A 25666-nucleotide genomic window follows, 5' to 3' on the forward strand; every position below is an offset into this window, starting at 1 on the left:
GGACGATTGGGGCAGAGCCGGCTTACCGGCCCGACGCACGGCAGGACCCTCAGCTGCCCGGGCCGGCAGAACCCGAGAAGAGACAGGCAGATGACTGAGCACGCCGCATCCCCCCGCCGCGGGGACACCCCGGCAGCCCACGCTCCGGGTCAGCAGACCACCGTCGAGACGATGACCGGAGCGCAGTCGCTCATCCGCTCCCTCGAAGCCGTAGGCGCAGACACGGTCTTCGGCATCCCCGGCGGTGCGATCCTCCCCGCGTACGACCCGCTGATGGACTCCACCAAGGTGCGCCACATCCTGGTCCGCCACGAGCAGGGCGCCGGCCACGCCGCCACCGGCTACGCGCAGGCCACCGGCCGCGTCGGCGTCTGCATGGCCACCTCGGGCCCGGGCGCCACCAACCTGGTCACCCCGATCGCCGACGCCTACATGGACTCCGTGCCGATCGTCGCGATCACCGGCCAGGTCGCCTCCAAGGCGATCGGCACCGACGCCTTCCAGGAGGCGGACATCTGCGGCATCACCATGCCGATCACCAAGCACAACTTCCTGGTCACCGACCCGGCCGAGATCCCCCGGGTCATCGCCGAGGCCTTCCACATCGCCGCCACCGGCCGCCCCGGCCCGGTGCTCGTCGACGTCGCCAAGGACGCCCTGCAGGCCACCACCGTCTTCCGCTGGCCGATCGAGACCTCGCTGCCCGGCTACCGCCCGGTCACCAAGCCGCACGCCAAGCAGATCCGCGAGGCCGCGAAGATGCTGGTGAACGCCAAGCGGCCGGTCCTCTACGTCGGCGGCGGCGTGCTCAAGGCCCGGGCCAGCGCCGAGCTGCGCATCCTCGCCGAGCTGACCGGCGCCCCGGTCGTCACCACCCTGATGGCCATCGGCGTCTTCCCCGACAGCCACCCGCAGCACCTGGGCATGCCCGGCATGCACGGCTCCGTCCCGGCCGTCACCGCGCTGCAGAAGGCCGACCTGCTCTTCACCCTCGGCGCCCGGTTCGACGACCGCGTCACCGGCAGGCTGGACAGCTTCGCCCCCAACGCCAAGGTCGTCCACGCCGACATCGACCCCGCCGAGATCGGCAAGAACCGCCCGGCCGACGTGCCGATCGTCGGCGACGCCCGCGAGGTCATCGCCGACCTGATCGTCGCCGTCCAGGCCGAGTACGACGCCGGCCACAAGGGCGACTACGCGGACTGGTGGAGCAAGCTCGACGAGTGGAAGCGGACCTACCCGCTGGGCTACGAGCCCGCCCCCGCCGGCGAACTGTCGCCGCAGCAGGTCATCGAGCGGATCGGCCAGCTGGTCGGCTCGGACGCCATCTACGCCGCGGGCGTCGGCCAGCACCAGATGTGGGCCAGTCAGTTCATCCGCTTCGAGAAGCCGGCCACCTGGCTCAACTCCGGCGGCGCGGGCACCATGGGCTACGCCGTCCCCGCCGCGATGGGCGCCAAGGCCGGCAAGCCGGACACCGCGGTCTGGGCGATCGACGGCGACGGCTGCTTCCAGATGACCAATCAGGAGCTCGTCACCTGCGCCCTGAACAACATCCCGATCAAGGTCGCCGTCATCAACAACGGCTCCCTCGGCATGGTGCGCCAGTGGCAGACGCTGTTCTACAACCAGCGCTACTCCAACACCGTCCTGCACGCAGGCCCGGAGCACGACGGCAAGGAGCCGCCGGCCCAGGGCACCCGCATCCCGGACTTCGTCCTGCTCTCCGAGGCGATGGGCTGCGTGGGCCTGCGCTGCGAGCGCCCGGAGGACCTGGACGCCGTGATCAAGCAGGCGATGGAGATCAACGACCGCCCGGTCGTCATCGACTTCATCGTCCACCAGGACGCCATGGTCTGGCCGATGGTGGCCGCCGGCACCAGCAACGACGAGATCCAGTTCGCCAAGGGCGTCCGCCCCGACTTCGGCGACGACCTCGACTGACGGCCCCGACCTTCCGATAGAGAGTCCATGACCACCATGTCCAAGCACACCCTCTCCGTCCTGGTCGAGAACAAGCCCGGCGTCCTCGCCCGGATCGCCTCGCTGTTCTCCCGTCGGGGCTTCAACATCGACTCCCTCGCCGTCGGCCCGACCGAGCACCCGGACATCTCCCGGATGACCATCGTGGTCAACGTCGAGGACCTGCCGCTGGAGCAGGTGACCAAGCAGCTCAACAAGCTGGTCAACGTGATAAAGATCGTCGAGCTCGACCAGAGCCAGGCCGTCCAGCGCGAGCTGGTCCTGGTCAAGGTCCGCGCGGACGCCGAGTCCCGCTCGCAGATCGTCGAGATCGTCCAGCTCTTCCGCGCCAAGACGGTCGACGTCTCGCCGGACGCGGTGACCATCGAGGCCACCGGCAGCTCCGACAAGCTGGAGGCCATGCTCCGCATGCTGGAGCCGTACGGCATCAAGGAGCTCGTGCAGTCCGGCCTGGTGGCGATCGGGCGGGGCGCCCGCTCGATCACCGACCGCTCGCTGCGCGCCCTCGACCGCAGCGCGTAGCCAGGTCGTCTCACCCCCTGAAGCACCGCCCCGAAACCCCCGCCGGGTCACCTACGGTGGAGACCGCACCACCCGGCATCACCATCACTGCAAGGAGATGTGCCCCCGTGGCCGAGCTGTTCTACGAAGACGACGCCGACCTGTCCATCATCCAGGGCCGCAAGGTCGCGGTCATCGGCTACGGCAGCCAGGGCCACGCCCACGCGCTGTCCCTGCGCGACTCGGGCGTGGACGTCCGCGTCGGCCTGAAGGAGGGCTCCAAGTCCAAGGCCGTCGCCGAGGAGGCCGGCCTGCGCGTGGTCACCCCCGCCGAGGCCGCCGCCGAGGCCGACGTCATCATGATCCTGGTGCCGGACCCGATCCAGGCCGACGTCTACGAGGAGTCCATCGCGCCGAACCTGAAGGCGGGCGACGCCCTGTTCTTCGGCCACGGCCTGAACATCCGCTTCGGCTTCATCAAGCCCCCGGCGGACGTCGACGTCTGCATGGTCGCCCCGAAGGGCCCGGGCCACCTGGTCCGCCGCCAGTACGAGGAGGGCCGCGGCGTCCCGTGCATCGTGGCCGTCGAGCAGGACGCCACCGGCAACGGCTTCGCGCTGGCCCTGTCCTACGCCAAGGGCATCGGCGGCACCAAGGCGGGCGTCATCAAGACCACCTTCACCGAGGAGACCGAGACCGACCTGTTCGGTGAGCAGGCCGTCCTCTGCGGTGGCACCGCCGCCCTGGTCAAGGCCGGTTTCGAGACCCTGGTCGAGGCCGGCTACCAGCCGGAGATCGCCTACTTCGAGTGCCTGCACGAGCTGAAGCTCATCGTCGACCTGATGTACGAGGGCGGCCTGGAGAAGATGCGCTGGTCGGTCTCCGAGACCGCCGAGTGGGGCGACTACGTCACCGGCCCCCGCATCATCACCGCCGACACCAAGGCCGAGATGAAGAAGGTCCTCGAGGAGATCCAGGACGGCACCTTCGCCAACACCTGGATCGCCGAGTACAAGGCCGGCCTGCCGAAGTACAACGAGTACAAGAACGCCGACGCCGACCACCTGCTGGAGACCACCGGCAAGAAGCTGCGCAAGCTCATGAGCTGGGTCGACGAGGAGGCGTAAGCACCTCCCGGGGGTCATCCCCCTTGTACAACTCGGCTGTTCCCGTCCGGGTGATTTCTCCGGACGGGAGCAGCCCGCCCCAAAGCCCGCCGATACACTTCCGAGTGCGCGTCAGGCCCACAGCGTCGTGCGTCTAGCTACGCGGCATGCCACCTTCCCCCGCTGGTCACGCCACCCTCGTGCCGGGGCGAACCGGACAGTTAAGGACACACTGTCGTGAGCAAATCCGTAGTACTCATCGCCGAAGAGCTGTCGCCCGCCACCGTCGACGCCCTTGGCCCCGACTTCGAGATCCGCCACTGCAACGGCGCGGACCGCACCGAGCTGCTGACCGCCATCGCCGACGTGGACGCGATCCTCATCCGCTCCGCCACCAAGGTGGACGCCGAGGCCCTGGCCGCCGCCAAGAAGCTGAAGGTCGTCGCCCGCGCCGGCGTGGGCCTGGACAACGTGGACGTCTCCGCCGCCACCAAGGCCGGCGTGATGGTCGTCAACGCGCCGACGTCCAACATCGTCACCGCCGCCGAGCTCGCCTGCGGCCTGCTGATCTCCGTCGCCCGCAACATCGCGCCGGCCAACGCCGCGCTCAAGCAGGGCGAGTGGAAGCGCAACAAGTACACCGGCGTCGAGCTCTCCGAGAAGGTGCTCGGCGTGGTCGGCCTCGGCCGGATCGGCGTCCTGGTCGCGCAGCGCATGTCCGCCTTCGGCATGAAGATCGTCGCCTACGACCCCTACATCCAGGCCGCCCGCGCGGCCCAGATGGGCGTCAAGCTGGTCTCGCTGGAGGAGCTGCTGGAGGTCTCGGACTTCATCACCGTCCACCTCCCCAAGACCCCGGAGACCATCGGCCTGATCGGCGACGAGGCGCTGCACAAGGTCAAGCCGACCGTGCGCATCGTCAACGCGGCCCGCGGCGGCATCGTCGACGAGGCCGCGCTCGCCAGTGCCCTCAAGGACGGCCGGGTGGCCAGCGCCGGCCTGGACGTGTACGCCAAGGAGCCGTGCACCGACTCGCCGCTGTTCGCCTTCGACAACGTGGTCGCCACCCCGCACCTGGGCGCCTCCACCGACGAGGCCCAGGAGAAGGCCGGCATCGCCGTCGCCAGGTCGGTGCGCCTCGCGCTGGCCGGCGAGCTGGTGCCGGACGCGGTCAACGTCCAGGGCGGCGTGATCGCCGAGGACGTCCGCCCGGGCCTGCCGCTCGCCGAGAAGCTCGGCCGGATCTTCACCGCGCTGGCCGGCGAGGTCGCCGTCCGGCTCGACGTCGAGGTCCGCGGCGAGATCACCCAGCACGACGTCAAGGTGCTCGAACTCTCCGCGCTGAAGGGCGTGTTCGAGGACGTGGTGGACGAGACGGTGTCCTACGTCAACGCCCCGCTGTTCGCCCAGGAGCGCGGCGTCGAGGTCCGTCTGACCACCTCCAGCGAGAGCCCCGAGCACCGCAACGTCATCACCGTCCGCGGCACCCTCGCGAACGGCGAGGAGGTCGCCATCTCGGGCACCCTCTCCGGCCCGAAGCAGGTCCAGAAGATCGTCGGCGTGGACGGCTTCGACGTGGACGTGGCGCTCACCGACCACATGGCCTTCTTCACCTACGAGGACCGCCCCGGGGTGGTCGGCACCCTCGGCCGCATCCTCGGCGACGCCGGCATCAACATCGCGGGCATGCAGGTCGCCCGGGACGGCTCCGGCGCGCTCGCCTCGATCACCGTCGACAGCGAGATCTCGCAGGACGTGCTGAACGCCATCTCCGCCGAGATCGGCGCCAAGTTCGCCCGCGCGGTGAACCTCGGCTGAGCCTGCATCAAGGCCTGTGACCAGGGCCCGGACCGCTTCGGCGGTCCGGGCCCTGCTGCGTTCGGGGGACGCCGGAGGCCGGCCGGCCGGCGTCCGCGTCTCAGATACTAGGAAATCCAACTATTCGTGCAGACATCCTCGCTCCGGCGTCGTACCGTGAAAGGGCCATACGGTGAGCCACCCCTGCAAGCCCAGGGACGTGGCCCGTGTGCGCCCGTACGCGCACCGGCAGGCGACCCCTGCCCGGCGTACCCACCCTCCGCCATTCCTCGCGCCCTGCAGCAGGTGCGCACGCACCAAGGAGCCGGTATGCCCCACGCAGACCGCCACGCCCCCACCGCCCCCGACACCCGCGCCCCGCGCCGCCGCCGGCGCACCGAGCCCACCCCGCGCTTCGCGGCCGACGCCCTGCAGCGCGCCCTCGACCGCCGCGACAACGGCGGCGTGACGGGTCATCACCTGCACTGACGACCCCGCTGGGCCGAAAGACTGACGTACCGTCACCTGAACGAGTGCACAGTCGACCCCCACGAGGGAAAGGGCTCGCCCACCCCGGCGCGATGATCCTAATTTGGGGCGTCCGGGAGGGTGATCGACGTCCGCGCGGTGCGGGCGGCCGCAGGATCAGGCCACCCCTGCCGGGGAGACCGCTCCCGTGCGTACGCCCGCAGTCCTCGCGCTCGCCCTCGTCACCTTCGCCGCCCCCGCAGCCTGGGCAGAACCGGCCGCCGGCCGCGCCCCGGCCCCGCCGGGCGCACCCGTCACCGTCCTGCTGGAGCTCGACACCGAGGCGGCCGCGCCCGCCTGGCAGCGGGCCGCCGCCGACGCCCGGCGGCAGCGGCGCTCCCCGGAGGCCGTCCGGGCCGCCGCGGCCGCGGCCGGTGCCGAGCAGCGGGCCCGCGCCGCCGGGGCCGCCGACCGGCTGGCCGGGAGCGTCCGCGCCGCCGCCCCCGGCGCCCGGGTGGTCTACCGCACCCAGACCCTGCTGAGCGGCCTCGCCGTCAGCGTGCCCCCGCGCGCGGTGCCGCGGCTGGCCGCCCTGCCGGGCGTCCGGGCCGTCCACCGGATCGCCCTCAAGCACCGCGACAACGGCCACTCGGTGCCGCTCACCGGCGCGCCCGAGGTGTGGTCCGGGCCGAGCGGCAACACCGGCACCGGCGTGCGGATCGGCGTCGTCGACTCCGGCATCGACTACACCCACGCCGACTTCGGCGGCCCCGGCACCCCGGAGGCCTTCGCCGCCGTCGACGGCGCGAAGGCCGCACCGGCCGGGCTGTTCCCCAACGCCAAGGTCACCGGCGGCCGGGACCTCGTCGGCGACGACTACAACCCGGACCCGTCCTCCGCGCACTACCAGCCCGTCCCGCACCCGGACGCCAACCCGATCGACTGCGCGCTCAACGGCCACGGCACCCACGTCGCCGGCACCGCCGCCGGCCTCGGCGTCACCCGCGACGGCAAGCCCTACCCCGGCCCCTACCGGCCCGGCCTCGACCCGGCCGGCTTCCTGGTCGCCCCCGGGGCCGCCCCGGGCGCCACCCTCTGGGCGATCCGCGTCTTCGGCTGCGACGGCTCCACCGACCAGCTCGCGAACGCCCTCGACCTCGCCGCCGACCCGGACGGCGACGGCGACCTCACCGACCGCCTCGACGTGGTCAACCTCTCCCTCGGCAGCGGCTTCGGCAGCCCCGACGACGCCGACTCGCTCGCCGCCGACAAGCTGTCCGCCCTGGGCACCGTGGTGGTCGCCTCGGCCGGCAACGAGGGCGACGTGTACGGGATCGGCGGCAGCCCCGGCACCGCCGCCCGGGTGGTCGCCGTCGCCGCCTCCGTCGACCCGCACGGCGACGCCGACGGCATCCGGGTGCTCGCCCCCGAGGCGCTCGCCGGGGTCGTCCCCGGCCACTGGAGCGCCGAGTACACCGGCTGGTCCACCCAGGACGTCGTCGCCGACCTCGCCCTGCCCGCCGACCAGGCCGACGGCTGCACCGCCTTCGGCGCCGCCGACGCCGCCCGCCTCAAGGGCCGCATCGCCCTCCTCGACTGGAAGAGCCGGGACTCCGACCGGGCCTGCGGCTCCGCCGCGCGCGCCGACCACGCCGCGGACGCCGGCGCGGTGGGCGCCGTGTTCGCCGCCGACGGCGACGCCCTCGCCGAGATCGCCGGCAACGACCGCATCCCCGCCGTCCTGCTCGCCCGCACCGACGCCGAACCGCTCACCGCGGCGGCCGCCGCCGGCCCCGTCCGCGTCCGGCTGGCCGGCCCCGGCAACACCCTGCACGGCGCCGTCTCCCAGGACCTCCCGCAGCGCACCGACACCCTGACCGCCTTCAGCTCCCGCGGCATCGGCGTGCCCGGCCTGGTCAAGCCGGACGTCGCCGCCCCCGGCGAGACCGTCTGGTCCGCCAAGGCCGGCAGCGGCAGCGGCGGCATGCGCGAGGACGGCACCTCGATGGCCGCCCCGCACGTCGCCGGCCTCGCCGCGCTCGTCCGGGCCGCGCACCCCGACTGGCCGGTCGCCGACGTCAAGGCCGCGCTGATGAACACCTCCGTCGACACCCGGTACGGCGCCGACCCGGACAGCCCGGTGTACGGCCCCGAACGCACCGGCGCCGGCCGGGCCCGGGTCGACGCCGCCGTCGCCACCCCCGCCGTCGCCTACGCCGCCGGCGAGGGCGCGGTGGAGGGCGCCGTCGGGCTCTCCTTCGGACCGGTCGCCGTCACCGGCCCGACCGCCCTGGAACGCCAGGTGGAGATCCGCAACCACGGCGACGGCCCGGTCGACTACACCACCGGCTACGCCCCGGCCACCGAGCTGCCCGGCGCCTCCTTCGGCATCACGCCCTCCCGGGTCACCGTGGAGCCGGGCGGCACCGCCCGGGTCACCGTCACCCTCCGGGTGCCCGGCAGCCTCGGCCGCACCCCCGACCCGACGCTCGCCCTCACCCAGGCCGGGCACGCCCGCAGCTACCGCGGGGAGCTCTCCGGCCGGCTGCTGCTGACCCCGGCCGACACCGCGCTGCCGCAGCTGCGGGTGCCGCTGTTCGCCGCACCGCGGGCCGCCTCCGACCTCACGGCGGGCCCCCTGCTCGCCTCCGGGCGGGCGACCGGCAGCCTGCTCGCCCTGGCCGGATCCGGTGCCCCGACCTCCGGCGGCGCCGGCCTGCTCAGCGCCTTCGTCCACGGCGGCGAGGCGGCCCGCTGGCCGGACTGCGCCACCGCCGGCGAGCAGGACGACATCTGCGTGGAACGCCCCGGCGAGCGCACCGCCAACCTGCGCTACGCCGGCGCGGCCAGCGACGCCCCCGCGCACGGCGACCCGATCGCCGAGGGCACCCTCTACCTGGCCGCCGCACTGTGGGAGCCCGCCGCGAGCCCGGTCGGCCTGTTCGGCGTCCGCGCCTCGCTGGACACCGACGGGGACGGCCGCACCGACGCGATCGTCGCCGCCCACCGGCTGCGCGGCAGCGACGTCCTGGTGGCCCGCACCACGGACGCCCGCACCGGCAAGGAGCTCGACGTCCAGCCGCTGAACGCGCGCTGGGGGGACACCGACACCGGCCTGCTGGACGGCGACGCCGTGGTGCTGCCCGTCCGGCTCTCCGCGCTGCCGGGCCTGCGCCCGGGCGCGAGCACCGTCCGCTACGCGCTGTGGACGGGCCAGGTCGTGCCGGGCACGCCGACCGAACAGGACGTGCTGGGCTCGATCGGCCTCACCGGCGGGCGGCCGACCCTGTCGCTGGACGTCCTGCACCCGGCGCTGGACATCAGGGACGGGGTGAACGGGCCGGCCGCCGTCGCGGTCGCCGAGCGGCCCGGCAGCGTCCTCCAGGTCACCCGGGCGGCCGCCGGCGCCAGGCTGCTACTGCTCCACCACCTCAACCCGGACGGGCGCCGGGCCGAGGTCGTCACTCTTGGCTGAGCCGGCCGCGGGGCCCTCGCCCCGCCCGGTCAGCACCAGCTTGGACAGCACGTAGGTGATCGGGATCGCGACCACTGCCGCCAGCAGCGGCGCGATCCGGTCGTCCACCCGGGCCCACTCCACCAGCGCGAACACGCCGCCGCTCTGCACCAGGTAGTTGGTGATGTTCGGCAGCGGGAACAGCAGGAACTTCCGCCAGGTCGGCCGGGTCCGGTAGGTGAAGTAGGTGTTCATGAAGAACGACCCGACCATGCTCAGGAAGAACGCCGCGCTGAACGCGGCGAAGTACGGCAGGTACGGGTGGATCACCAGGTACAGCAGGTAGAACGTCGCCGTGTTGACGACACCGACGAGGCCGAACCTGACGACCTGCCACAACTGCGGCCTCATACTGCCTCTCCTGTGCGGTGGCTCTCCGCGCGGAACGCGGCCCGCGGCACGTTGGTCTCCTTGACGAGGAAGTGCGGCCGGCGCTTGGTCTCGTAGTAGATCCGGCCGATGTACTCGCCGATCAGTCCGAGCATCACCATCTGCAGGCCGCCCAGGCCCACGATCGCCACGATCAGCGTGACGTAGCCGGGGGAGTCGACGCCGTCGACCAGGGCCACCCCGGTGATCCAGGCCGCGTACAGCGCGGCCACGCCTACCAGGGCGAGGCCCAGGTAGATGGCGATCCGCAGCGGCCGGTTGTTGAACGAGATCAGCCCGTCCATGCCGTAGTTGAGCAGGGCGCCGAAGTGCCACTTGGTCTCGCCGGCCTCGCGGGCGACGTTCTGGTAGTCGAAGGTGACGGTGTCGAAGCCGATCCAGGAGAACAGGCCCTTGGAGAACCGGTTGTACTCCGGCAGCGACAGCAGCGCGTCCACCGCGGCCCGCGACAGCAGGCGGAAGTCGCCGACCCCGTCCTGGAGTTCGACGTCCACCCAGCGGTTGACCATCCGGTAGTAGAGCCGGCTGACCGCGGTGCGCACCGGCCGGTCGCCCTCGCGGGTGCGGCGTGCGATGACCTGGTCGTGGCCCCGGTCGTACAGCTCCAGCATCCGCTCGACGAGCTCCGGCGGGTGCTGCAGGTCGGCGTCCATCAGCACCACGGCGTCGCCGGTGGCCTCCCGCAGGCCGGCCAGCATGCCGGCCTCCTTGCCGAAGTTCCGGCTGAAGGAGACGTACCGGGTGGTGTCCGGGTACTCGGCAGCGATCTTGCGCAGCCGCTCCAGGGTGCCGTCCGCGCTGCCGTCGTCGACGTAGCAGAGCTCGTACTCGACCGGCAGGGCGTCCAGGCTCCCGCGGATCGCGGTGTCGAAGAGCTCGATCACCGCTTCCTCGTTGAAACAGGGCACCACCACGGACAGTCGCACCAGGTCACCTCCGGCCATTGACGCAGTCGGTGGCCGAAAGCACTGCCCCCTCGCCCTGCCTGTCTGATTTCACACAGATGGTACCGGGCCGCCGTCGGCCGTCCGCCCGCCGCGGCCCCGCAGCCGCGTGAGCAGCGCCACGCCCAGCAGTACCGCCGCGGCCGCGCCGCTCGCCGCGAGACCCGGCAGCAGGCCCGGCGGGCGGTAGCCGCAGGAGACCTCCGAGGCGCCGGCGCCCAGGTCGACGCCCATCATGCCGAGCACCGACCGGGGAGCCGCGGCCGGGCGGCCGTCCACCGAGCACCGCCAGCCGTCCACCGCCGGTACCGAGATCAGCGCGGTGCCGGTGGAGCCCGCCGGGAGCTCGGCGGTCAGGGTGTGGCCGCCCGTGGTGACCCTCGTCGCGCCGTGCAGCCCGCGCAGCGCCGAGTCCAGGGCGGAGCGGTCCAGGCAGCCCAGCGGCAGCCCGGGGATCTCCGCCTTCGCCGAGGCGCGCAGCTGCACGGTGAGCCGCCCGTCGGCCGGCACCGGGCCGAGCTCGCGGATCGGCATCGCCGTCATCGGCTGCCGGCCCCAGCTGGTGTACGAGCCGCTCGGGCCGGTCACCGTGCCGCCCAGCCAGGGCGCGTACAGGAAGGCGGTGCGCCCGGGGGTGCAGGCGGCGGTGAAGGTCGTCCAGGCGCGGCCCTTCGGCGTGGCCGGGACCTTCCAGCCGCCGTCGGCCGAGCGCACCGGCCGCGGCCCGGCCGTCCACTCCGGCTCGGGGGTCTCGTAGACCCTCGCGCCGAGCAGGGACTCCTGGCGGCTCCACACCGAGCGGGTGTCCGGGGCCGCCGCCGGGTGCACGGTGACCAGCGGCGCGGCCGGGGCGTGCTTCACCGCGAAGCCGCCGGGCCGGCCGGTGGAGTCCAGCCGGGTGGTGACGCCGAAGAGCGCCTGCCCCACCGGGTCGGCCGGGCTGAGGGTGTGCCGGCCCTGGATGTACCAGCCCGCGCCGAGGCCCTGCAGCATCTCGGCGGTGACCGCCGGCAGGTAGCTGCTGTAGTACGAGCCGCCCTGGCCGCCGAGCAGCAGCGGGTCGTTGTTGGCGAACTCGTGCGGGCCCGGATCGGTACGGCTGTGCGGCCAGTCGTCGGCCTCGCGCAGCGCGTCCCGGGCGGCCAGCGACTCGGCGGAGACCGTGGTGCGCGGCTGGTAGAACGGCAGCCGGTCGCGGATCCCGGTCACCGCATGAGCGGTGTGCGCGGCCCCGGCGAAGACAGCGAGGACCAGCACCGCGCCGGCGTACCGGCGCACGAGCGGGCGCGCACGCCACCGGGCGAGCGCCAGCAGTGCACCCAGCACCAGGGCGCCGCCGGCCCCCACCTCGATCCAGGTCGACCAGCGCACCGAGCTCTGCCCGTGCCCGGCCAGCGCGAGCAGCGCCACCAGCCCGGCGCCGCCCAGCAGCGCGGGCACGTCAGGGCGGCGCGCCAGCGAGGCCCAGGCGGCCATCACCAGCAGACCGCTCAGCACGAACGAGGCCCGGTACGGGCTGCCGTTGGGGATCGCCAGGCCGTGCCACAGCAGGATCGTCGGCTCCCACACGAAGCTCGCCCCGACCGCCACCAGCAGCACGTACCAGCCGATCCGCTCCGCCGGGCGGACCCGGCGGTGGAACGGCAGCGCCGCGACCAGCAGCAGCGCGAGCATGCCGACGAAGACGTTCGGCACCGAGTGGTCCGAGCGGCCGCCCGGCAGCAGCTGCGCCAGGTAGTCGGTGAGGCCGGGCGCGCCCTCGTAGGTCGCGAGCGGCGCCGGCTGCGAGGCCTTGCTGGCCTTCAGCGAGACGGTCATCGCCGGTGCCGCCAGCAGCACGCCGACGGTGAACATGCCTGCGGCCCGGCCGGCCGTCCGCAGCCGCGCCCGCCGCGAGCCGTCGGCCAGGGCGAGGCGCAGCAGCAGCACCAGGCCGGAGGCGACGGTTGCCATCGCCGCGGTGTAGAAGTTGCCCGCCCAGGCGGCCGCGACCAGCAGCGTGCCGAGCACCCAGCGGCGCTCCCGCAGGCACCAGTCGCAGGCCAGGCCGATCGCCGGCAGCGAGACCAGGCCCCACATCCACATCGGGTCCGGCGATCCGTCGTTCAGCACCCAGGCGCACAGCCCGTAGCCGACCGCGAGCAGCGCGCGCGGCCACGGGCTGCCCGGCACCAGCCGGCCCAGCAGCACCGTCATCGTGGCGGAGCCGAGGCCGATGCTCAGCAGCGTGACGAGGAACACGGGGAAACCGACCGCGTCCCGCGGGAAGAGCCCGACCAGCCAGGAGAACGGGTTCATCAGATAGGTGACGAAGTCCCCCAGGAAGGGGGCGCCGTAGCCGCTGTTCCAGTTGAACAGCAGGTCACCGGTGGACTCGCCGTGCATCAGGTCCCACAGGTGGGCGTGGAACGGCACGAACTGGTTGCCCAGGTCGTTCACCGCCCGCGACCGCCCGCCGAAGGGATAGGTCCCGCGCAGGGCCGTGGCCAGGCAGAACGCGCCCATCGCCAGCACCGCCGCCAGCAGGGCGGCCTGCGCCTCGCGGCCGCGGGTGCGGCGGGGCAGCGGCGGCGCCTCCTCCTCCGCCTCGCGGACTCGCGGGCGGGCCGGGGCCGATCGCTGGCTCACTGCGCGGTGCTCCTGCCTGGCCCTGGCGGGCCGAAGGGGTCGTACGGGACCGGCCGGCGGGCACGCGGCGGCCGACGCGGGTGCGGGGGATGCGGACCGAGCATATGCAACGCCCGGACCGCCCGATCACGGCCCGCACGGGCACGCGGGCGGTCACCCTCGAGCGCGACCGTGCTCCCCACGGGGCACCCGACTGCGTTGACGGCGCGCCTAGCCGGCCTGGTTCCAGGCGCCGAAGGGGGCGCCGGGCACCGGTTGGCGGGCGGTGTACAGGTGGCCGTCGCAGCCGAGCGCCGCGGCGACCAGCCGGCCGTCGGAGTCGGCCGCCAGTGCGGGGGTGTGGGAGAGCAGCGGGCCGTCGTGCTGCCAGTCGCGGCCCTCGGCGCGCAGCGCCGTCCGCCCCCGGTCGTCGCGCACGGCCAGCGCCCCGGCGGTGGCGGCGATCCGTCCGAAGCCGCCCGGCGGGGCCGACTCGGAGACCACCCGCCAGGCCTCGGAGCCGGGCGCGCGCTCGGCGGTCAGCACCCGGGCGCTCTTCGGCTCGCGGAAGCGCACCCGCAGCGCGCCCTCCTCGCCGAGCTCGGCGGTGACCGGCCCGGCCGGCACCGGCAGCCCGGTGGGCGGCGCGGGGCGAAGCGGGCCGCCCGGGACGTCGGAGGCCCAGTGCACGACGGTGCGCGCGCCGGGCGCGAAGACGTGGGTGTTGCCGAGCCCGTCGACGACGGCGCCCAGGCCGTCCTGGACGCCTCCGCCGGCCGCCGGAGGCAGGGCCAGCGCCGTCCAGGGGCCGTCCGTGGTGCGGACGGCGACCGAGCCGCCCCAGGTGCGGGCGGCGACCTGCACGGTGCCGTCGGGCAGGGCCGCGCCGATGGGGTAGCCGAACTCCATGGAGCGCACCGGGTCGGGGCCGTCCGGTGCGCCGAGGCTCTCCCAGGGGCCGAACGCGTCCGGACCGGTCTGCACGCAGGTGACCACCTCGCGGCGGTGCTCGGCGGCCGCGTACCGCAGTACGGTGCGCACCCCGAGCAGCCGTATCCGCCCGTCGGCCTGCCGGACGGCCTGCAGCTGGCCCTCCAGGCCGCTGCCGGCGATCCGGCGCGGGCCGGCCCAGCCGTGTTCGGACTGCACCCAGTGCACCGCGGAGCCGTTCAGCAGGCCGAAGGCGGCCAGTCGGCCGTCGGCCAGCGGCTGCAGCCAGGCGCCGCTTCCGGGGGCGCGGTAACGGGTGGACTGCGCCCACCCGTTGCGCAGTGCGCCGGCCCCGACCTTGCGGTCGCCGCAGCCGGCCGGGTCGCCGCAGCGGCGGTTGTCGGCCCAGCCGTAGCTGTTCAGCGCGAGGACCTTGCGGCCGACCGCGGCCTGGTCGAGGTTGTGCGGCAGCGCGGCGTTGACGTAGCCGAGGTAGTGCTCCACGGTGCCGTTCCTGGCCCGGTCGCCCGCCCAGTGCCGGGCGAGGGCGGCCTGCGCGAAGTACGCGGAGTAGGTGTGGTCCTGGTGGTCCAGGTACACGTGGCCGCTGCGCGGGTCCTTGGGGGGCTTGGGGGAGTGGTCCGGGTTGGGGTCGAGGGTGCGCACCACCGTGGGCCGGAAGTGGTCGAGGACGGCGTGCAGGGTGGCGATCAGCTGCTCGCGGCTGTAGCCGGCGCCCGGCGGGAGGCCGCTGCGCACCGGCGGCAGGGTGTCGAGGGAGTCGGTCTCGCCGAGCCACAGGCCGCGCAGGCTCTCCGCACGGGGGAGGCTGACCGACCGGGCCTCCACCAGGGCGAGCAGGATCAGCTGGACCTGCGGGGCGGCCCGCAGCGTGTGCTGCTCGACCAGGCGGCCGTCCAGGTAGCTGACCAGCGACGTGTCCCACGGGCTGTTCTCGTCGCCGGTGGTGAGCAGGGCGAGGGCGGCGGTCAGTCCGTTGATCCGGGCCCGGGTGTACGCGGGCCGGTCGGCCCGGGCGACCCGGCCGAGCTCGGAGTGCAGGACGTTGCGGCCGTCGGACTCGCCGTCGGTGAGGCAGACCGTGACACAGGCGGCGCCGGAGGCGAGCGCATGGTCGAGGTCCGGATTCATGAAGTAGAGATTGTCGTCCGGATGCGCGATGACGTGCACGAACGACTGTGTGATGCTGTGATTGGCGATGCCGGTCACCCGCGTCGGCCCGTCCGGTTCCGGATCGGGCGTGCGGTCCTCGCGAACCCCCAGCCAGACACCGCAGCCGGCCGCGGGCAGCGCCAGCGCCCCACCGGTCAGCCAGAGCGCGCGGCGTCTGCTGATCGGACCCCCCATAGTGCAGTCCCCCGTGAATTCCCCGTGCAGATCTGTCGGATTTTAACGGAGCAGTCCGGTACGTCTTCGGGGCCCCCATTGCGTCCGCCGTATCCGCGAATGTCCGGATACTGGACAGAAGGTGTCAGTGGCTGGGACGCGGAGTAGGGTCCTTAACATGTCTCGCAGCCTTCGTCTTGCAGTGATCCCCGGTGACGGCATCGGCCAGGAAGTGGTGGCCGAGGGCCTCAAGGTGCTCGGCGCCGCCCTGCCCGCCGACGTGAAGCTGGAGACCACCGAGTACGACCTCGGTGCCCGGCTCTACCACCGCACCGGCGAGACCCTGCCGGACGCCGTGCTGGAGGAGCTCAAGGACCGCGACGCGATCCTGCTCGGTGCCATCGGCGACCCCAGCGTCCCCTCCGGCGTGCTGGAGCGCGGCCTGCTGCTCAAGCTCCGCTTCGCCTTCGACCACCACATCAACCTCCGCCCGGGCAAGCTCTTCCCCGGCGTGAAGTCCCCGCTGGGCGGCGACCCGCAGATCGACTTCGTCGTCGTCCGCGAGGGCACCGAGGGCCCGTACGTCGGCAACGGCGGCACCCTGCGGGCCGGCACGGAGCAGGAGGTGGCCACCGAGGTCAGCCTCAACACCGCCTTCGGCATCGAGCGGGTCGTCCGCGACGCCTACCGCCGCGCCCAGGCCCGCCCGCGCAAGAAGCTCACCCTCGTCCACAAGAACAACGTGCTGGTCCACGCCGGCCACCTGTGGACGCGGATCTTCCAGGAGGTCGGCCGGGAGTTCCCCGAGGTCACCACCGACTACCTGCACGTCGACGCGGCGACGATCTTCTTCGTCACCCAGCCCGAGCGCTTCGACGTGATCGTCACCGACAACCTGTTCGGCGACATCCTGACCGACCTCGCCGCGGCCGTCACCGGCGGCATCGGCCTGGCCGCGTCCGGCAACATCAACCCCACCGGCGCCTTCCCGTCGATGTTCGAGCCCGTCCACGGCTCCGCCCCCGACATCGCCGGCCAGGGCAAGGCCGACCCGACCGCCACCGTGCTGTCCGTCGCCATGCTGCTGGAGCACCTCGGCTACACCGCCGAGGCCGCGAAGGTCGAGGCCGCCGTCGCGGCCGACCTCGCCGAGCGCACCGGCCCCCGCTCCACCTCCGAGGTCGGCGACGCGCTCGCCGCCCGAGTATCCGGCTGACGGGCCGGGAACAGCGCCGTTCCGGCCCGAAGGGCCCGGAACCGCACAGCACAGCAGCCGACCGGCTGTTCGGCACGGCCCTCTGGATGCGAGTATCGACAGTGGGCCGTGCCGTCGTGCGTTCTCTCACCGGCGGAGGCGGCCCGGACCAACCCCACGGTGAAGGACAGACAGTCATGAGTACGCCCACCCAGGCGCCCATCACGTTCGAGCTCAAGCCCTCCGCGCACCCGCTGTCCGACGCGGAGCGCCAGGCCCGGCTGGCCAACCCCGGCTTCGGCCGGATCTTCACCGACCACATGGTCACCATCCGGTGGACGGAGGGCCTGGGCTGGCACGACGCCCAGCTGACCCCGTACGCGCCGCTGGAGATCGACCCGGCCAACATGACGCTGCACTACGGCCAGTCGATCTTCGAGGGCCTCAAGGCGTACCGCCAGGCCGACGGCTCCATCGCCACCTTCCGCCCCGAGGCCAACGCCGCCCGCTTCCAGGCCTCCGCCCGCCGCCTCGCCATGCCCGAGCTGCCGGTCGAGACCTTCGTCGAGGCCGTCGAACTGCTCGTCCAGCAGGAGCAGGCCTGGGTGCCGAACGAGGCCGAGCAGAGCCTCTACCTGCGGCCCTTCATGTTCGCCACCGAGGTCGGCCTGGGCGTCCGCCCGGCCAACTCCTACCTCTTCATGATCATCGCCTCGCCGGCCGGCGCCTACTTCCCCGGCGGCATCAAGCCGGTCTCCGTCTGGCTCTCCGAGGAGTACGTCCGGGCCGCGCCGGGCGGCACCGGCGCCGCCAAGTGCGCCGGCAACTACGCCGCCTCGCTGATCGCCCAGGCCCAGGCCGCCGAGAAGGGCTGCGACCAGGTCGTCTGGCTCGACGCCGCCGAGCACCGGTGGATCGAGGAGATGGGCGGCATGAACCTGTACTTCGTCTTCGGCGCGGGCAAGGACGCGAAGATCGTCACCCCCGAGCTCTCCGGCGCCCTCCTCCCCGGCATCACCCGGGACTCGCTGCTGCAGCTCGCCTCGGACCTCGGCTACGCCGTCGAGGAGCGCCGGATCTCCACCGACGAGTGGAAGCAGGGCAACGCCGACGGCACCCTCACCGAGGTGTTCGCCTGCGGCACCGCCGCCGTCATCACGCCGGTCGGCTCGGTGAAGTCCGCCCGCGGCGACTGGACGGTCGGCAAGGGCGAGCCCGGCCCCACCACCATGGAGCTCCGCAAGGCCCTCCTCGCCATCCAGGGCGGCCAGGCCCCCGACACCCACAACTGGCTCCACAGGATCGTCTGATCCCTCGCGAGCGGTGAACCGCAAGGGGTGCCCCCGCGCGCCCCTTGTGGTTCACCCCTCCCCGCCGCCGACAGGCGCGTCTCGGCATGCGGATGGTGCGGGCCGGATGGCGGATGGTGTGCAAGACTGCGAGCGTGTCCTCGCTTTCGCTGATCATTAGCAGCAGGCGCGCCGGTCCGCAGTGACCGCCCCGCACCACCCCGTTGCGGAGCGACCACGAGCGTCCAGACCCGCGCGCAGACCTCTCGCACCCGCGAGGGGTCTTTTGTTTTGCCCCGGACCGGCCGAACCCCCACAAGGGGTTCGGAGACACCGGGCGGCGCGCGGGATGCTGGACAGTGGAGCCGGACCCATCACCGGCAACAGCAGTGCACTCCACCGAACGGAGAACCCAGGGCCATGACCGAGGCCAGCAGCCACCCGAACGACAGCTTTCACGTCTTCGACACCACGCTGCGCGACGGCGCCCAGCGCGAGGGCATCAACCTCACCGTCGCGGACAAGCTGACCATTGCCCGGCACCTGGACGAGTTCGGCGTCGGCTTCATCGAGGGCGGCTGGCCGGGCGCCAACCCCCGCGACACCGAGTTCTTCGCCCGGGCGGCAGCGGAACTCGACCTCCAGAACGCCCAGTTGGTCGCCTTCGGCGCCACCCGCCGGGCCGGCGGCAAGGCCGCCGACGACCCCCAGCTGGCCGCCCTGGTGAACTCCGGTGCCCCGGTCGTCACCCTGGTCGCCAAGTCCCACGACCGCCACGTGGAACTGGCCCTGCGCACCACGCTGGACGAGAACCTGGAGATGGTCCGCGACAGCGTCGAGTACCTCCGCTCGCAGGGCCGCCGGGTGTTCATCGACTGCGAGCACTTCTTCGACGGCTACAAGGCCAACCCGGAGTACGCCCTGGCGGTCGTCGCCACCGCCCACCGGGCCGGCGCCGACGTGGTGGTGCTCTGCGACACCAACGGCGGCATGCTGCCCGGCGGGGTGCGCGAGGTCGTCGCCGAGGTGCTCGCGAGGACCGGCGCGCGGCTCGGCATCCACGCCCAGGACGACACCGGCTGCGCGGTCGCCAACACGCTGGCCGCGGTGGACGCCGGCGCCACCCACGTGCAGTGCACCGCGAACGGCTACGGCGAGCGGGTCGGCAACGCCAACCTCTTCCCGGTGGTCGGCGCGCTGGAGATCAAGTACGACCGCCGGGTGCTCCCCGAGGGCCGGCTCGCCGAGATGACCCGGATCTCGCACGCCATCGCCGAGGTCGTCAACCTCGCGCCCTCCACCCACCAGCCGTACGTGGGCTTCTCCGCCTTCGCGCACAAGGCCGGCCTGCACGCCTCCGCCATCAAGGTCGACCCGGACCTGTACCAGCACATCGACCCCGAGCTGGTCGGCAACACCATGCGGATGCTGGTCTCGGACATGGCCGGCCGCGCCTCCGTGGAGCTCAAGGGCAAGGAGCTCGGCTACGACCTCTCCGCCGACCGCGACCTGGTCGGCCGGGTCGTCGCCAAGGTCAAGGAGCAGGAGAACCTGGGCTACACCTACGAGGCCGCGGACGCCTCCTTCGAGCTGCTGCTGCGCGACGAGGTGCGCGGCCGCCGCGAGCGGTTCTTCGCCCTGGAGTCCTGGCGGACCATCAGCGAGCAGCGCGCGGACGGCGCTTCGGGCAACGAGGCCACCGTCAAGCTGTGGGCCAAGGGTGAGCGCCGGATCGCGACCGGCGAGGGCAACGGCCCGGTCGACGCGCTGGACCGGGCGCTGCGCACCGCACTGGAGCGGATCTACCCGCAGCTGGCCAAGCTGGAACTGGTGGACTACAAGGTCCGCATCCTGGAGGGCCAGCACGGCACCGGCTCCAAGACCCGGGTGCTGGTGGAGTCCGGGGACGGCGTGGCCACCTGGTCGACCGTCGGCGTGGCGGACAACGTCATCGCGGCCTCCTGGCGGGCCCTGGAGGACGCGTACACCTACGGGCTGCTGCGGGCCGGCCTGGAGCCCGACGAGACCGACTGAGTGCCCGTACGGACGCCGGAGGGGGCGCGGAAACTCCGCGCCCCCTCCGGCATGTCCGGCCCGGCCCGTCGTGCTCTACCGGAGCCGGGCGAGGAGGGCGTGCTCGACGAGGGTGATGAGGGCGCTCTTGGCGCTGTCCCTGCGTCGGGCGTCGAGGGTGACGATGGGGGTGTCGGGGCCGAGTTGGAGGGCTTCGCGGACCTCGTCGGCGGTGTGCGGCTGGTGGCCGTCGAAGCCGTTGAGGGCGACGACGAAGGGCAGGCCCGAGTTCTCGAAGTAGTCGAGGGCGGGGAAGCAGTCGGCGAGGCGGCGGGTGTCGACGAGGACGACGGCGCCGATGGCGCCGCGGACGAGGTCGTCCCACATGAACCAGAAGCGGTCCTGGCCGGGGGTGCCGAAGAGGTAGAGGATCAGGTCTTCGTCGAGGGTGATGCGGCCGAAGTCCATGGCGACGGTGGTCGTCGTCTTGCCCGCGGTGTGGGTGAGGTCGTCGATGCCGGCGCTGGCGCTGGTCATGACGGCTTCGGTGCGCAGCGGGTTGATCTCGGAGACGGCGCCGACGAGGGTGGTCTTGCCGACTCCGAAGCCGCCGGCGACGACGATCTTCGCGGAGGTGGTGGCGCGGCTGGGGGCGGCCGCGTTAGAGCTTGCGAAGTCCACTGAGGACCCTTTCGAGCAGCGTGACGTCGGGCTGGTTGCCGGATTCGCCGCCGGCAGCGGGCTGGTGGATCGTGACCAGGCCGGCCTCGGCCAGGTCGGCGACGAGGATACGGGCGACACCCAGGGGGAGGCCGAGCAGCGCCGACACCTCGGCGACGGACTTGACGTCCGTGCAGAGGGTGCAGATCCGCTGGTGCTCGGGCAGCAGGGTGGCCAGGCGGCCCGGGTCGACACTGGCCGAGACGAGCGCCTCGATCGCCAGCTCGTAGCGAGGCCGGGTGCGGCCACCGGTCATCGCGAACGGCCGGATCAGGGGACCGGAGTCCGGGTCCTCCTCCTCCAGCTCCTCGACGTGGCCGGGCTCCTGGGGTGCCTGTTCAGGGAACGGCTCGGGACCGGGGTAGTCCTGGTACCCGGCCTCCTGCCCGTAGTGCCCCTGCTGGGCGCCGCCGTAGGGCTGGGGATCGCCGTAGGGCTGGGTGAAGTACTGCTGGCCCGCGGGCGCGGCGTACTGCTGCTGGTACGGCTGTCCGTGGCCGACGCCGGGGGCTCCGAACGCGTCGTGGCCGGTACCGGGGTACGGGACGCCGTACTGACCGCTGCGGTCGTCTGGCGGTGTCACGGTTCCTCTCCTCACAGGGTGCGGCGGTGCGGTGCTGGCCCGGACACGGGGGTGTCCGGGCCCGTGGTGCGAAGGCCGTACAACGCCCGAACCCGAGTCCGCCGGCGGGTGCCGGAGGACTCGGGGACGGGCAATGAGGTCTTTCGAATACCAGGACGGTATCCGACGAACCGTCAGTGCAGCAGGCTGCCCTGGAGTTCTGCCCGGAGGGCGGGGGTGAGGACGGCGCCTGCGCGGTCGACGAGGAGTGCCATCTCGTAGCCGACGAGGCCGATGTCGGAGTCGGGCGAGGCGAGGACGGCGAGGGCGGAGCCGTCGCTGATCGCCATGAGGAAGAGGAAGCCGCGCTCCATCTCGACGACGGTCTGGTTGACGTCGCCGCCCTCGAAGATCCGGCTGGCGCCGGAGGTCAGCGAGGTGAGGCCGGAGGCGACGGCGGCGAGCTGGTCGGCGCGGTCCCGGGGGAAGCCTTCGGACATGCACAGCAGGAGACCGTCGGCGGAGACCACCACCGTGTGCGACACCCCGGGGGTGTTGTCCACGAAATTGGTGATCAGCCAGTTCAGGTTCTGTGCGGCCTGGCTCATCTGACTCAACTCAACGCTCCTGGTGGTTCGAGCCGCCGAAGAGATCGGTGCTGCTGTTCTGGTTGCTGCCGCGACCCTGGTTCGAGTCGAAGCGGAAGCTGCCGGTGGCCCCCGGGTCACCGCCGGCGCTGCGTCCCTGCTCGACGCCGCGGCGCAGGTTGGTCAGCCGGCCGCGCACCTCCTCCGGGTTGCGGGAGACCTGCGGGCCTTCCTGCGGAGTCGGCTTGGCGTTGCCGGGCACGAGGTTCTGCTTGGGCACGCGGCGCGGCAGGCCGGACGGCGTGGTGCCGCCGGAGGCGGGCTCGCGGACCTGCTCGGCCCGCTGCCAGCCGCCGTCGTTGGCGGACTGCCACGCGGCGGACGAGGTCGGCCCGGTGGGGCCGTAGCCGCCGAGCGCCGACACGTCGTGGCCGCGGTTCTCGCCGGGGCCGGAGGTGTCCTTGGCACCGGCGAACCAGTTCGGCTTCTCCTCGGCGCCGCCGAAGGCGGCACCGGGGCCGCCGCCGGCCAGCTGCTGGCCGGGGCGCCGCTGCGGCAGGCCGCCGCCGGACGCGGGCGCCGGGGGCAGCGCGGGCTGCTCCTCGGCCGCGTACGGGTGGCCGGAGGGCTGGTCGCCGTAGCCGTAGGGCTCGTAGCCGTCGCCCTGGTAGCCCTGCTGCTGCGGGATGCGGTCGTAGCCGTCCTGGTCGTACTGGCCCTGGTACTGGTCGTACTGGTCCTGGCCGTAGGGCTGCTGCTCGGAGTAGCCGCCCTGGTCGTAGCCCTGGCCCTGGTACTCGTTGCCGTACGCGTCCTGCTGGAAGCCCTGCTCCTGGTACTGGCCCTGGTCGTAGCCCTGGGCGTACTCGTCGGCGTAGGGGCCGTCGGTCTCGATCGCCTCGGCGTCGATGACCTGGTCGGCCTCGGCGGGCTCCAGGGCCTCGGCGCGGCGGCGCTGCGAGCGCTGCATGGACTCCAGCGCGGGGCTGAAGCCGTTGCCGTTGGTGCCGGTCAGGTGGTCGTCGAAGCCGAGCTCGGCGGCGCTGCGCTGGCCCCACTCCTCCTGCCAGCCCTGGGTGGGCTCCTGCTCGGAGAAGATCCGGGAGACGGTGAACTCCTCCTCGGGCTCCGGCGCGGCGTTCAGCTGGGTCAGGCCCTGCGGGAGCATGACCAGCGAGGTGGTGCCGGCGGACTCGCCCGACGGACGCAGCTGCACGCGGATGTCGTGCCGCTGGGACAGCCGGCCGACCACGAAGAGGCCCATGCGGCGCGAGATGGTGGCGTCGACCGTGGGCGGCTCGGCCAGCTTCTCGTTGATCTCGGCGAAGTCGTCGGCGGTGAGGCCGATGCCCTTGTCGTGGATCTCGACCAGCACGCGGCCGTCCGGCAGGCGGGTGGCGTTGACCAGGACGCGGGTCTGCGGACTGGAGAAGGTGGTGGCGTTCTCGAGCAGCTCGGCCAGCAGGTGGACGAGGTCGGTCACGGCGGCGCCGACGACGTCGGCGTCGGGGATGCCGGCGAGCTCGATGCGCTCGTACTGCTCCACCTCGGACGCGGCGGCGCGGAGCACGTCGACCAGCGGCACGGGGGTGTTCCAGCGGCGGCCGGGCTCCTCACCCGCGAGGACGAGGAGGTTCTCACCGTTGCGGCGCATACGGGTCGCCAGGTGGTCCAGCTTGAAGAGGTTCTCCAGCTGGTCCGGGTCGGCCTCGTTGTTCTCCAGGTCCGTGATCAGCGCCAGCTGGCGCTGGATGAGGCTCTGGCTGCGGCGCGACAGGTTGGAGAAGATCGCGTTCAGGTTGCCTCGGAGCAGGGCCTGCTCGGCGGCGAGCGACACCGCCTGGGAGTGGACCTGGTCGAAGGCCCGGGCGACCTCGCCGATCTCGTCCTTGCCGCGGAGCGGAATCGGTGCCACCGAGGTGTCCACCCGGTCCGGGTCGGTCTTGGAGAGCTTCTCGACCAGGTCGGGCAGGCGGTGGTTGGCGATGTCCAGCGCCGCGGTGTTCAGGGTGCGCATACCGAGGATCATCGAGCGGGCGATGAAGCCGGTGAGCAGACCGGCGAGCGCCAGGGCGGCGATCACGATGCCGGAGTTGAGGAAGGCGTCGGTCTGGGCGCGCGACTTGATGGTCGCGGCGTCGTCGACGACCTCGGCGAGCAGCTTGGTCTCGGTGTTGCGCAGGGTGGTCATGTGGGCGGCGCTCGCCTGCATCCAGTTCTGCACGGTGAGGCCGGCGTTCTTGGCGTTCTGGAACATCTTCTCGGCCTGTTCCTTGCCGTCCTGCTGGCCCTTGATGGCCGCGTCGGAGTAGGCCAGGCCGATGTTCATCAGACCGTTGACGGTCGGCACGCTCTGGTTGTCCGGCATGCGGAGCGGGCTGCGCTGGTCGGCGGCGGCCTGGGCGACGAGGGCGTCGGCGTAGACCTTGGCGTCCTCGGCGGTGGAGCCGGTGTTGAACTCGCTGATCGCGGTCTGCTCGAGCTTGCTCGCCACCAGGAGCGACATGATCAGCTCCTGGTTCTCGTACTTGGTGACGGTGCCCTGGGCGATGCCGGCGAGCAGGTTGAGCATCAGCGCGCGCTGGGTCGAGGCGGAGGCCTTGGCCAGCGACATGGCGTAGATCGCGCGGCCCTTGCTGGTGACGCTGGAGCTGCCGAAGCCGACCGAGTTGTCCATGGCCAGCAGCGGCGCGAACATCACCGAGTACGCGGCCTGGGTGGCGGACGCGAGCAGCTCGGGCTTGTAGGCGTTCTCGCGCAGGTGCGGGAGGAAGACGACGAGCTGCTGGAAGGCCGCGTTGCGGCGCTTGAGCGTCTCGTCGTCGGGGATCTTGTTGTAGGCCTCGTTGTAGGCCTTGAGCGAGTCGTCGGTCTTCTTGCGCAGCTCGCCGAGCTTCCCCTGGGGGTCGCTGCCGGTGAGGATCGGCACGATCGACAGGTCGCGCTCGTTCTCCAGCGCGTCCGCGAGGTTGGTCGCGGCGTTGGCGAGCTTCGCGGTCTTCACCGCGCGGTCGGCCTTGCCGAAGTCGTCGAGCGACGTGTTGACGCGCAGGCCGCCGAAGACCAGGCCGATGATGACCGGCACGATCAGGATCGCGATCAGGCGGGTCGGCACGCGCCAGTTCCAGGGGGCCAGGAACTCGTAGCGGCCGCCGCCCGAGGAGTCCGCCTCGGCGGCACCGGACTTGCCGGCCGGTGCCGGTGCGGCGCCCGGGCGGCTGCCCGGGCCGCTGAGTATCTGGGTCGGCGGCCCTGCCGCGCCGCGGGCGGGCCGGTCGTCTGCCGCGGCGAACGCGGAGAAGCCCGCCGGCGCCTGGCCGCCGGGGCCGGGCTCGTTCTGGCGGGGCTCGGAGCGCCGCTGCGGGGTGTCTGGCTGCTTACGCCTCACTCGACAACAACCTCTCGGCCGATGATGCGGCCATGGATCAATCCAGCGGCTACCCCCGCCGGCCGCAGCCCGCTGCTGGGTGGAACTGCCATATGGGGTGACTACGGGGTAGCTGGAATTTCAGCACGTGCAGGGATGCGGGACAAACAGCTCTCCGTGCCCGGGTTGTGCTGAATAAATCGGACATTTGGGGGCAGTTCGGGAGGAAGTGGAAGGTCGACAGTGCACAGTGGATCGAAAACCTCACGCTGTGTCGCTGTTGATCTCGAAATGCCTACCGAACTGTTATGCACGGACAAACGCGCGCCCGCTCCCGTGCCCGTGA

The 25666-nt window shown here is 72.7% G+C and carries 17 protein-coding genes; 9 read left to right on the top strand and 8 right to left on the bottom strand.

Translation table 11 applies throughout. The features are described from left to right. Nucleotides 1-90 precede the first annotated feature (90 nt). The 6 genes from ACQ614_RS23610 to ACQ614_RS23635 all read left to right on the top strand — a co-directional run bounded on the left by ACQ614_RS23610 (nucleotide 91) and on the right by ACQ614_RS23635 (nucleotide 9330). Complete coding sequence (locus ACQ614_RS23610; RefSeq protein WP_431680646.1) at nucleotides 91-1944, top strand: acetolactate synthase large subunit; 1854 nt, start codon at nucleotides 91-93, stop codon at nucleotides 1942-1944. Nucleotides 1945-1980: 36 nt separating this feature from the next. Continuing rightward, nucleotides 1981-2505: an acetolactate synthase small subunit gene (ilvN, locus tag ACQ614_RS23615; protein WP_263107951.1), complete on the top strand. Its 525-nt coding sequence runs from the start codon at nucleotides 1981-1983 to the stop codon at nucleotides 2503-2505. A gap of 107 nt (nucleotides 2506-2612) precedes the next feature. Further along, nucleotides 2613-3611, top strand: coding sequence for a ketol-acid reductoisomerase (ilvC, locus tag ACQ614_RS23620; RefSeq protein WP_030272412.1), 999 nt, complete (start codon nucleotides 2613-2615; stop codon nucleotides 3609-3611). Nucleotides 3612-3827: 216 nt separating this feature from the next. After that, entirely contained in the window at nucleotides 3828-5408 is a 1581-nt protein-coding gene (serA, locus tag ACQ614_RS23625) for a phosphoglycerate dehydrogenase (RefSeq protein ID WP_431680647.1), read from the top strand. A 309-nt stretch (nucleotides 5409-5717) separates the two neighbouring features. Next, nucleotides 5718-5876, top strand: coding sequence for a hypothetical protein (locus ACQ614_RS23630; RefSeq protein ID WP_431680648.1), 159 nt, complete (start codon nucleotides 5718-5720; stop codon nucleotides 5874-5876). A gap of 187 nt (nucleotides 5877-6063) precedes the next feature. Continuing rightward, nucleotides 6064-9330 (top strand): S8 family serine peptidase, encoded by a 3267-nt coding sequence (locus tag ACQ614_RS23635; protein WP_431680650.1) that lies wholly within the window; start codon nucleotides 6064-6066, stop codon nucleotides 9328-9330. Here the strand turns inward: ACQ614_RS23635 and ACQ614_RS23640 are convergent. From ACQ614_RS23640 to ACQ614_RS23655, 4 genes are all read right to left on the bottom strand, one after another. Next, entirely contained in the window at nucleotides 9271-9720 is a 450-nt protein-coding gene (locus ACQ614_RS23640; protein ID WP_431680652.1) for a GtrA family protein, read from the bottom strand. The two genes, ACQ614_RS23635 and ACQ614_RS23640, sit on opposite strands and share 60 nt — an antisense overlap. Next, nucleotides 9717-10685, bottom strand: coding sequence for a glycosyltransferase family 2 protein (locus ACQ614_RS23645; RefSeq protein ID WP_431680653.1), 969 nt, complete (start codon nucleotides 10683-10685; stop codon nucleotides 9717-9719). Before ACQ614_RS23645 ends, ACQ614_RS23640 begins: the two co-directional genes overlap by 4 nt. A 69-nt stretch (nucleotides 10686-10754) precedes the next feature. Beyond that, complete coding sequence (locus ACQ614_RS23650) at nucleotides 10755-13331, bottom strand: YfhO family protein (protein ID WP_431680654.1); 2577 nt, start codon at nucleotides 13329-13331, stop codon at nucleotides 10755-10757. Between the two features lie 210 nt (nucleotides 13332-13541). After that, nucleotides 13542-15608, bottom strand: a complete 2067-nt coding sequence (locus ACQ614_RS23655; RefSeq protein ID WP_431680656.1) for a PIG-L family deacetylase — start codon at nucleotides 15606-15608, stop codon at nucleotides 13542-13544. Nucleotides 15609-15765: 157 nt separating this feature from the next. Between ACQ614_RS23655 and ACQ614_RS23660 the strand changes: the two genes are divergently transcribed. From ACQ614_RS23660 to cimA, 3 genes are all read left to right on the top strand, one after another. Then, the gene (locus tag ACQ614_RS23660) at nucleotides 15766-16803 is read left to right on the top strand and encodes a 3-isopropylmalate dehydrogenase (RefSeq protein WP_363491574.1); all 1038 of its coding nucleotides are present in this window, start codon (nucleotides 15766-15768) and stop codon (nucleotides 16801-16803) included. Between the two features lie 176 nt (nucleotides 16804-16979). After that, nucleotides 16980-18092, top strand: coding sequence for a branched-chain amino acid aminotransferase (locus ACQ614_RS23665; protein WP_431680657.1), 1113 nt, complete (start codon nucleotides 16980-16982; stop codon nucleotides 18090-18092). 399 nt (nucleotides 18093-18491) lie between these two features. Then, nucleotides 18492-20105 (top strand): citramalate synthase, encoded by a 1614-nt coding sequence (cimA, locus tag ACQ614_RS23670; protein WP_431680658.1) that lies wholly within the window; start codon nucleotides 18492-18494, stop codon nucleotides 20103-20105. 75 nt (nucleotides 20106-20180) lie between these two features. Here cimA and ACQ614_RS23675 read toward each other — a convergent pair whose 3' ends face one another. The 4 genes from ACQ614_RS23675 to ACQ614_RS23690 form a co-directional block, all read right to left on the bottom strand. Next, nucleotides 20181-20765 (bottom strand): GTP-binding protein, encoded by a 585-nt coding sequence (locus tag ACQ614_RS23675; RefSeq protein WP_363491571.1) that lies wholly within the window; start codon nucleotides 20763-20765, stop codon nucleotides 20181-20183. Beyond that, the gene (locus tag ACQ614_RS23680) at nucleotides 20746-21387 is read right to left on the bottom strand and encodes a DUF742 domain-containing protein (RefSeq protein WP_431680660.1); all 642 of its coding nucleotides are present in this window, start codon (nucleotides 21385-21387) and stop codon (nucleotides 20746-20748) included. Before ACQ614_RS23680 ends, ACQ614_RS23675 begins: the two co-directional genes overlap by 20 nt. Before the next feature lie 173 nt (nucleotides 21388-21560). Beyond that, nucleotides 21561-21974 (bottom strand): roadblock/LC7 domain-containing protein, encoded by a 414-nt coding sequence (locus tag ACQ614_RS23685; RefSeq protein WP_035873530.1) that lies wholly within the window; start codon nucleotides 21972-21974, stop codon nucleotides 21561-21563. 10 nt (nucleotides 21975-21984) lie between these two features. Then, nucleotides 21985-25341 (bottom strand): sensor histidine kinase, encoded by a 3357-nt coding sequence (locus ACQ614_RS23690; RefSeq protein ID WP_431680662.1) that lies wholly within the window; start codon nucleotides 25339-25341, stop codon nucleotides 21985-21987. Nucleotides 25342-25666: the final 325 nt, after the last annotated feature.

Source organism: Kitasatospora dryopteridis (assembly GCF_050749075.1).
GTDB lineage: Bacteria > Actinomycetota > Actinomycetes > Streptomycetales > Streptomycetaceae > Kitasatospora.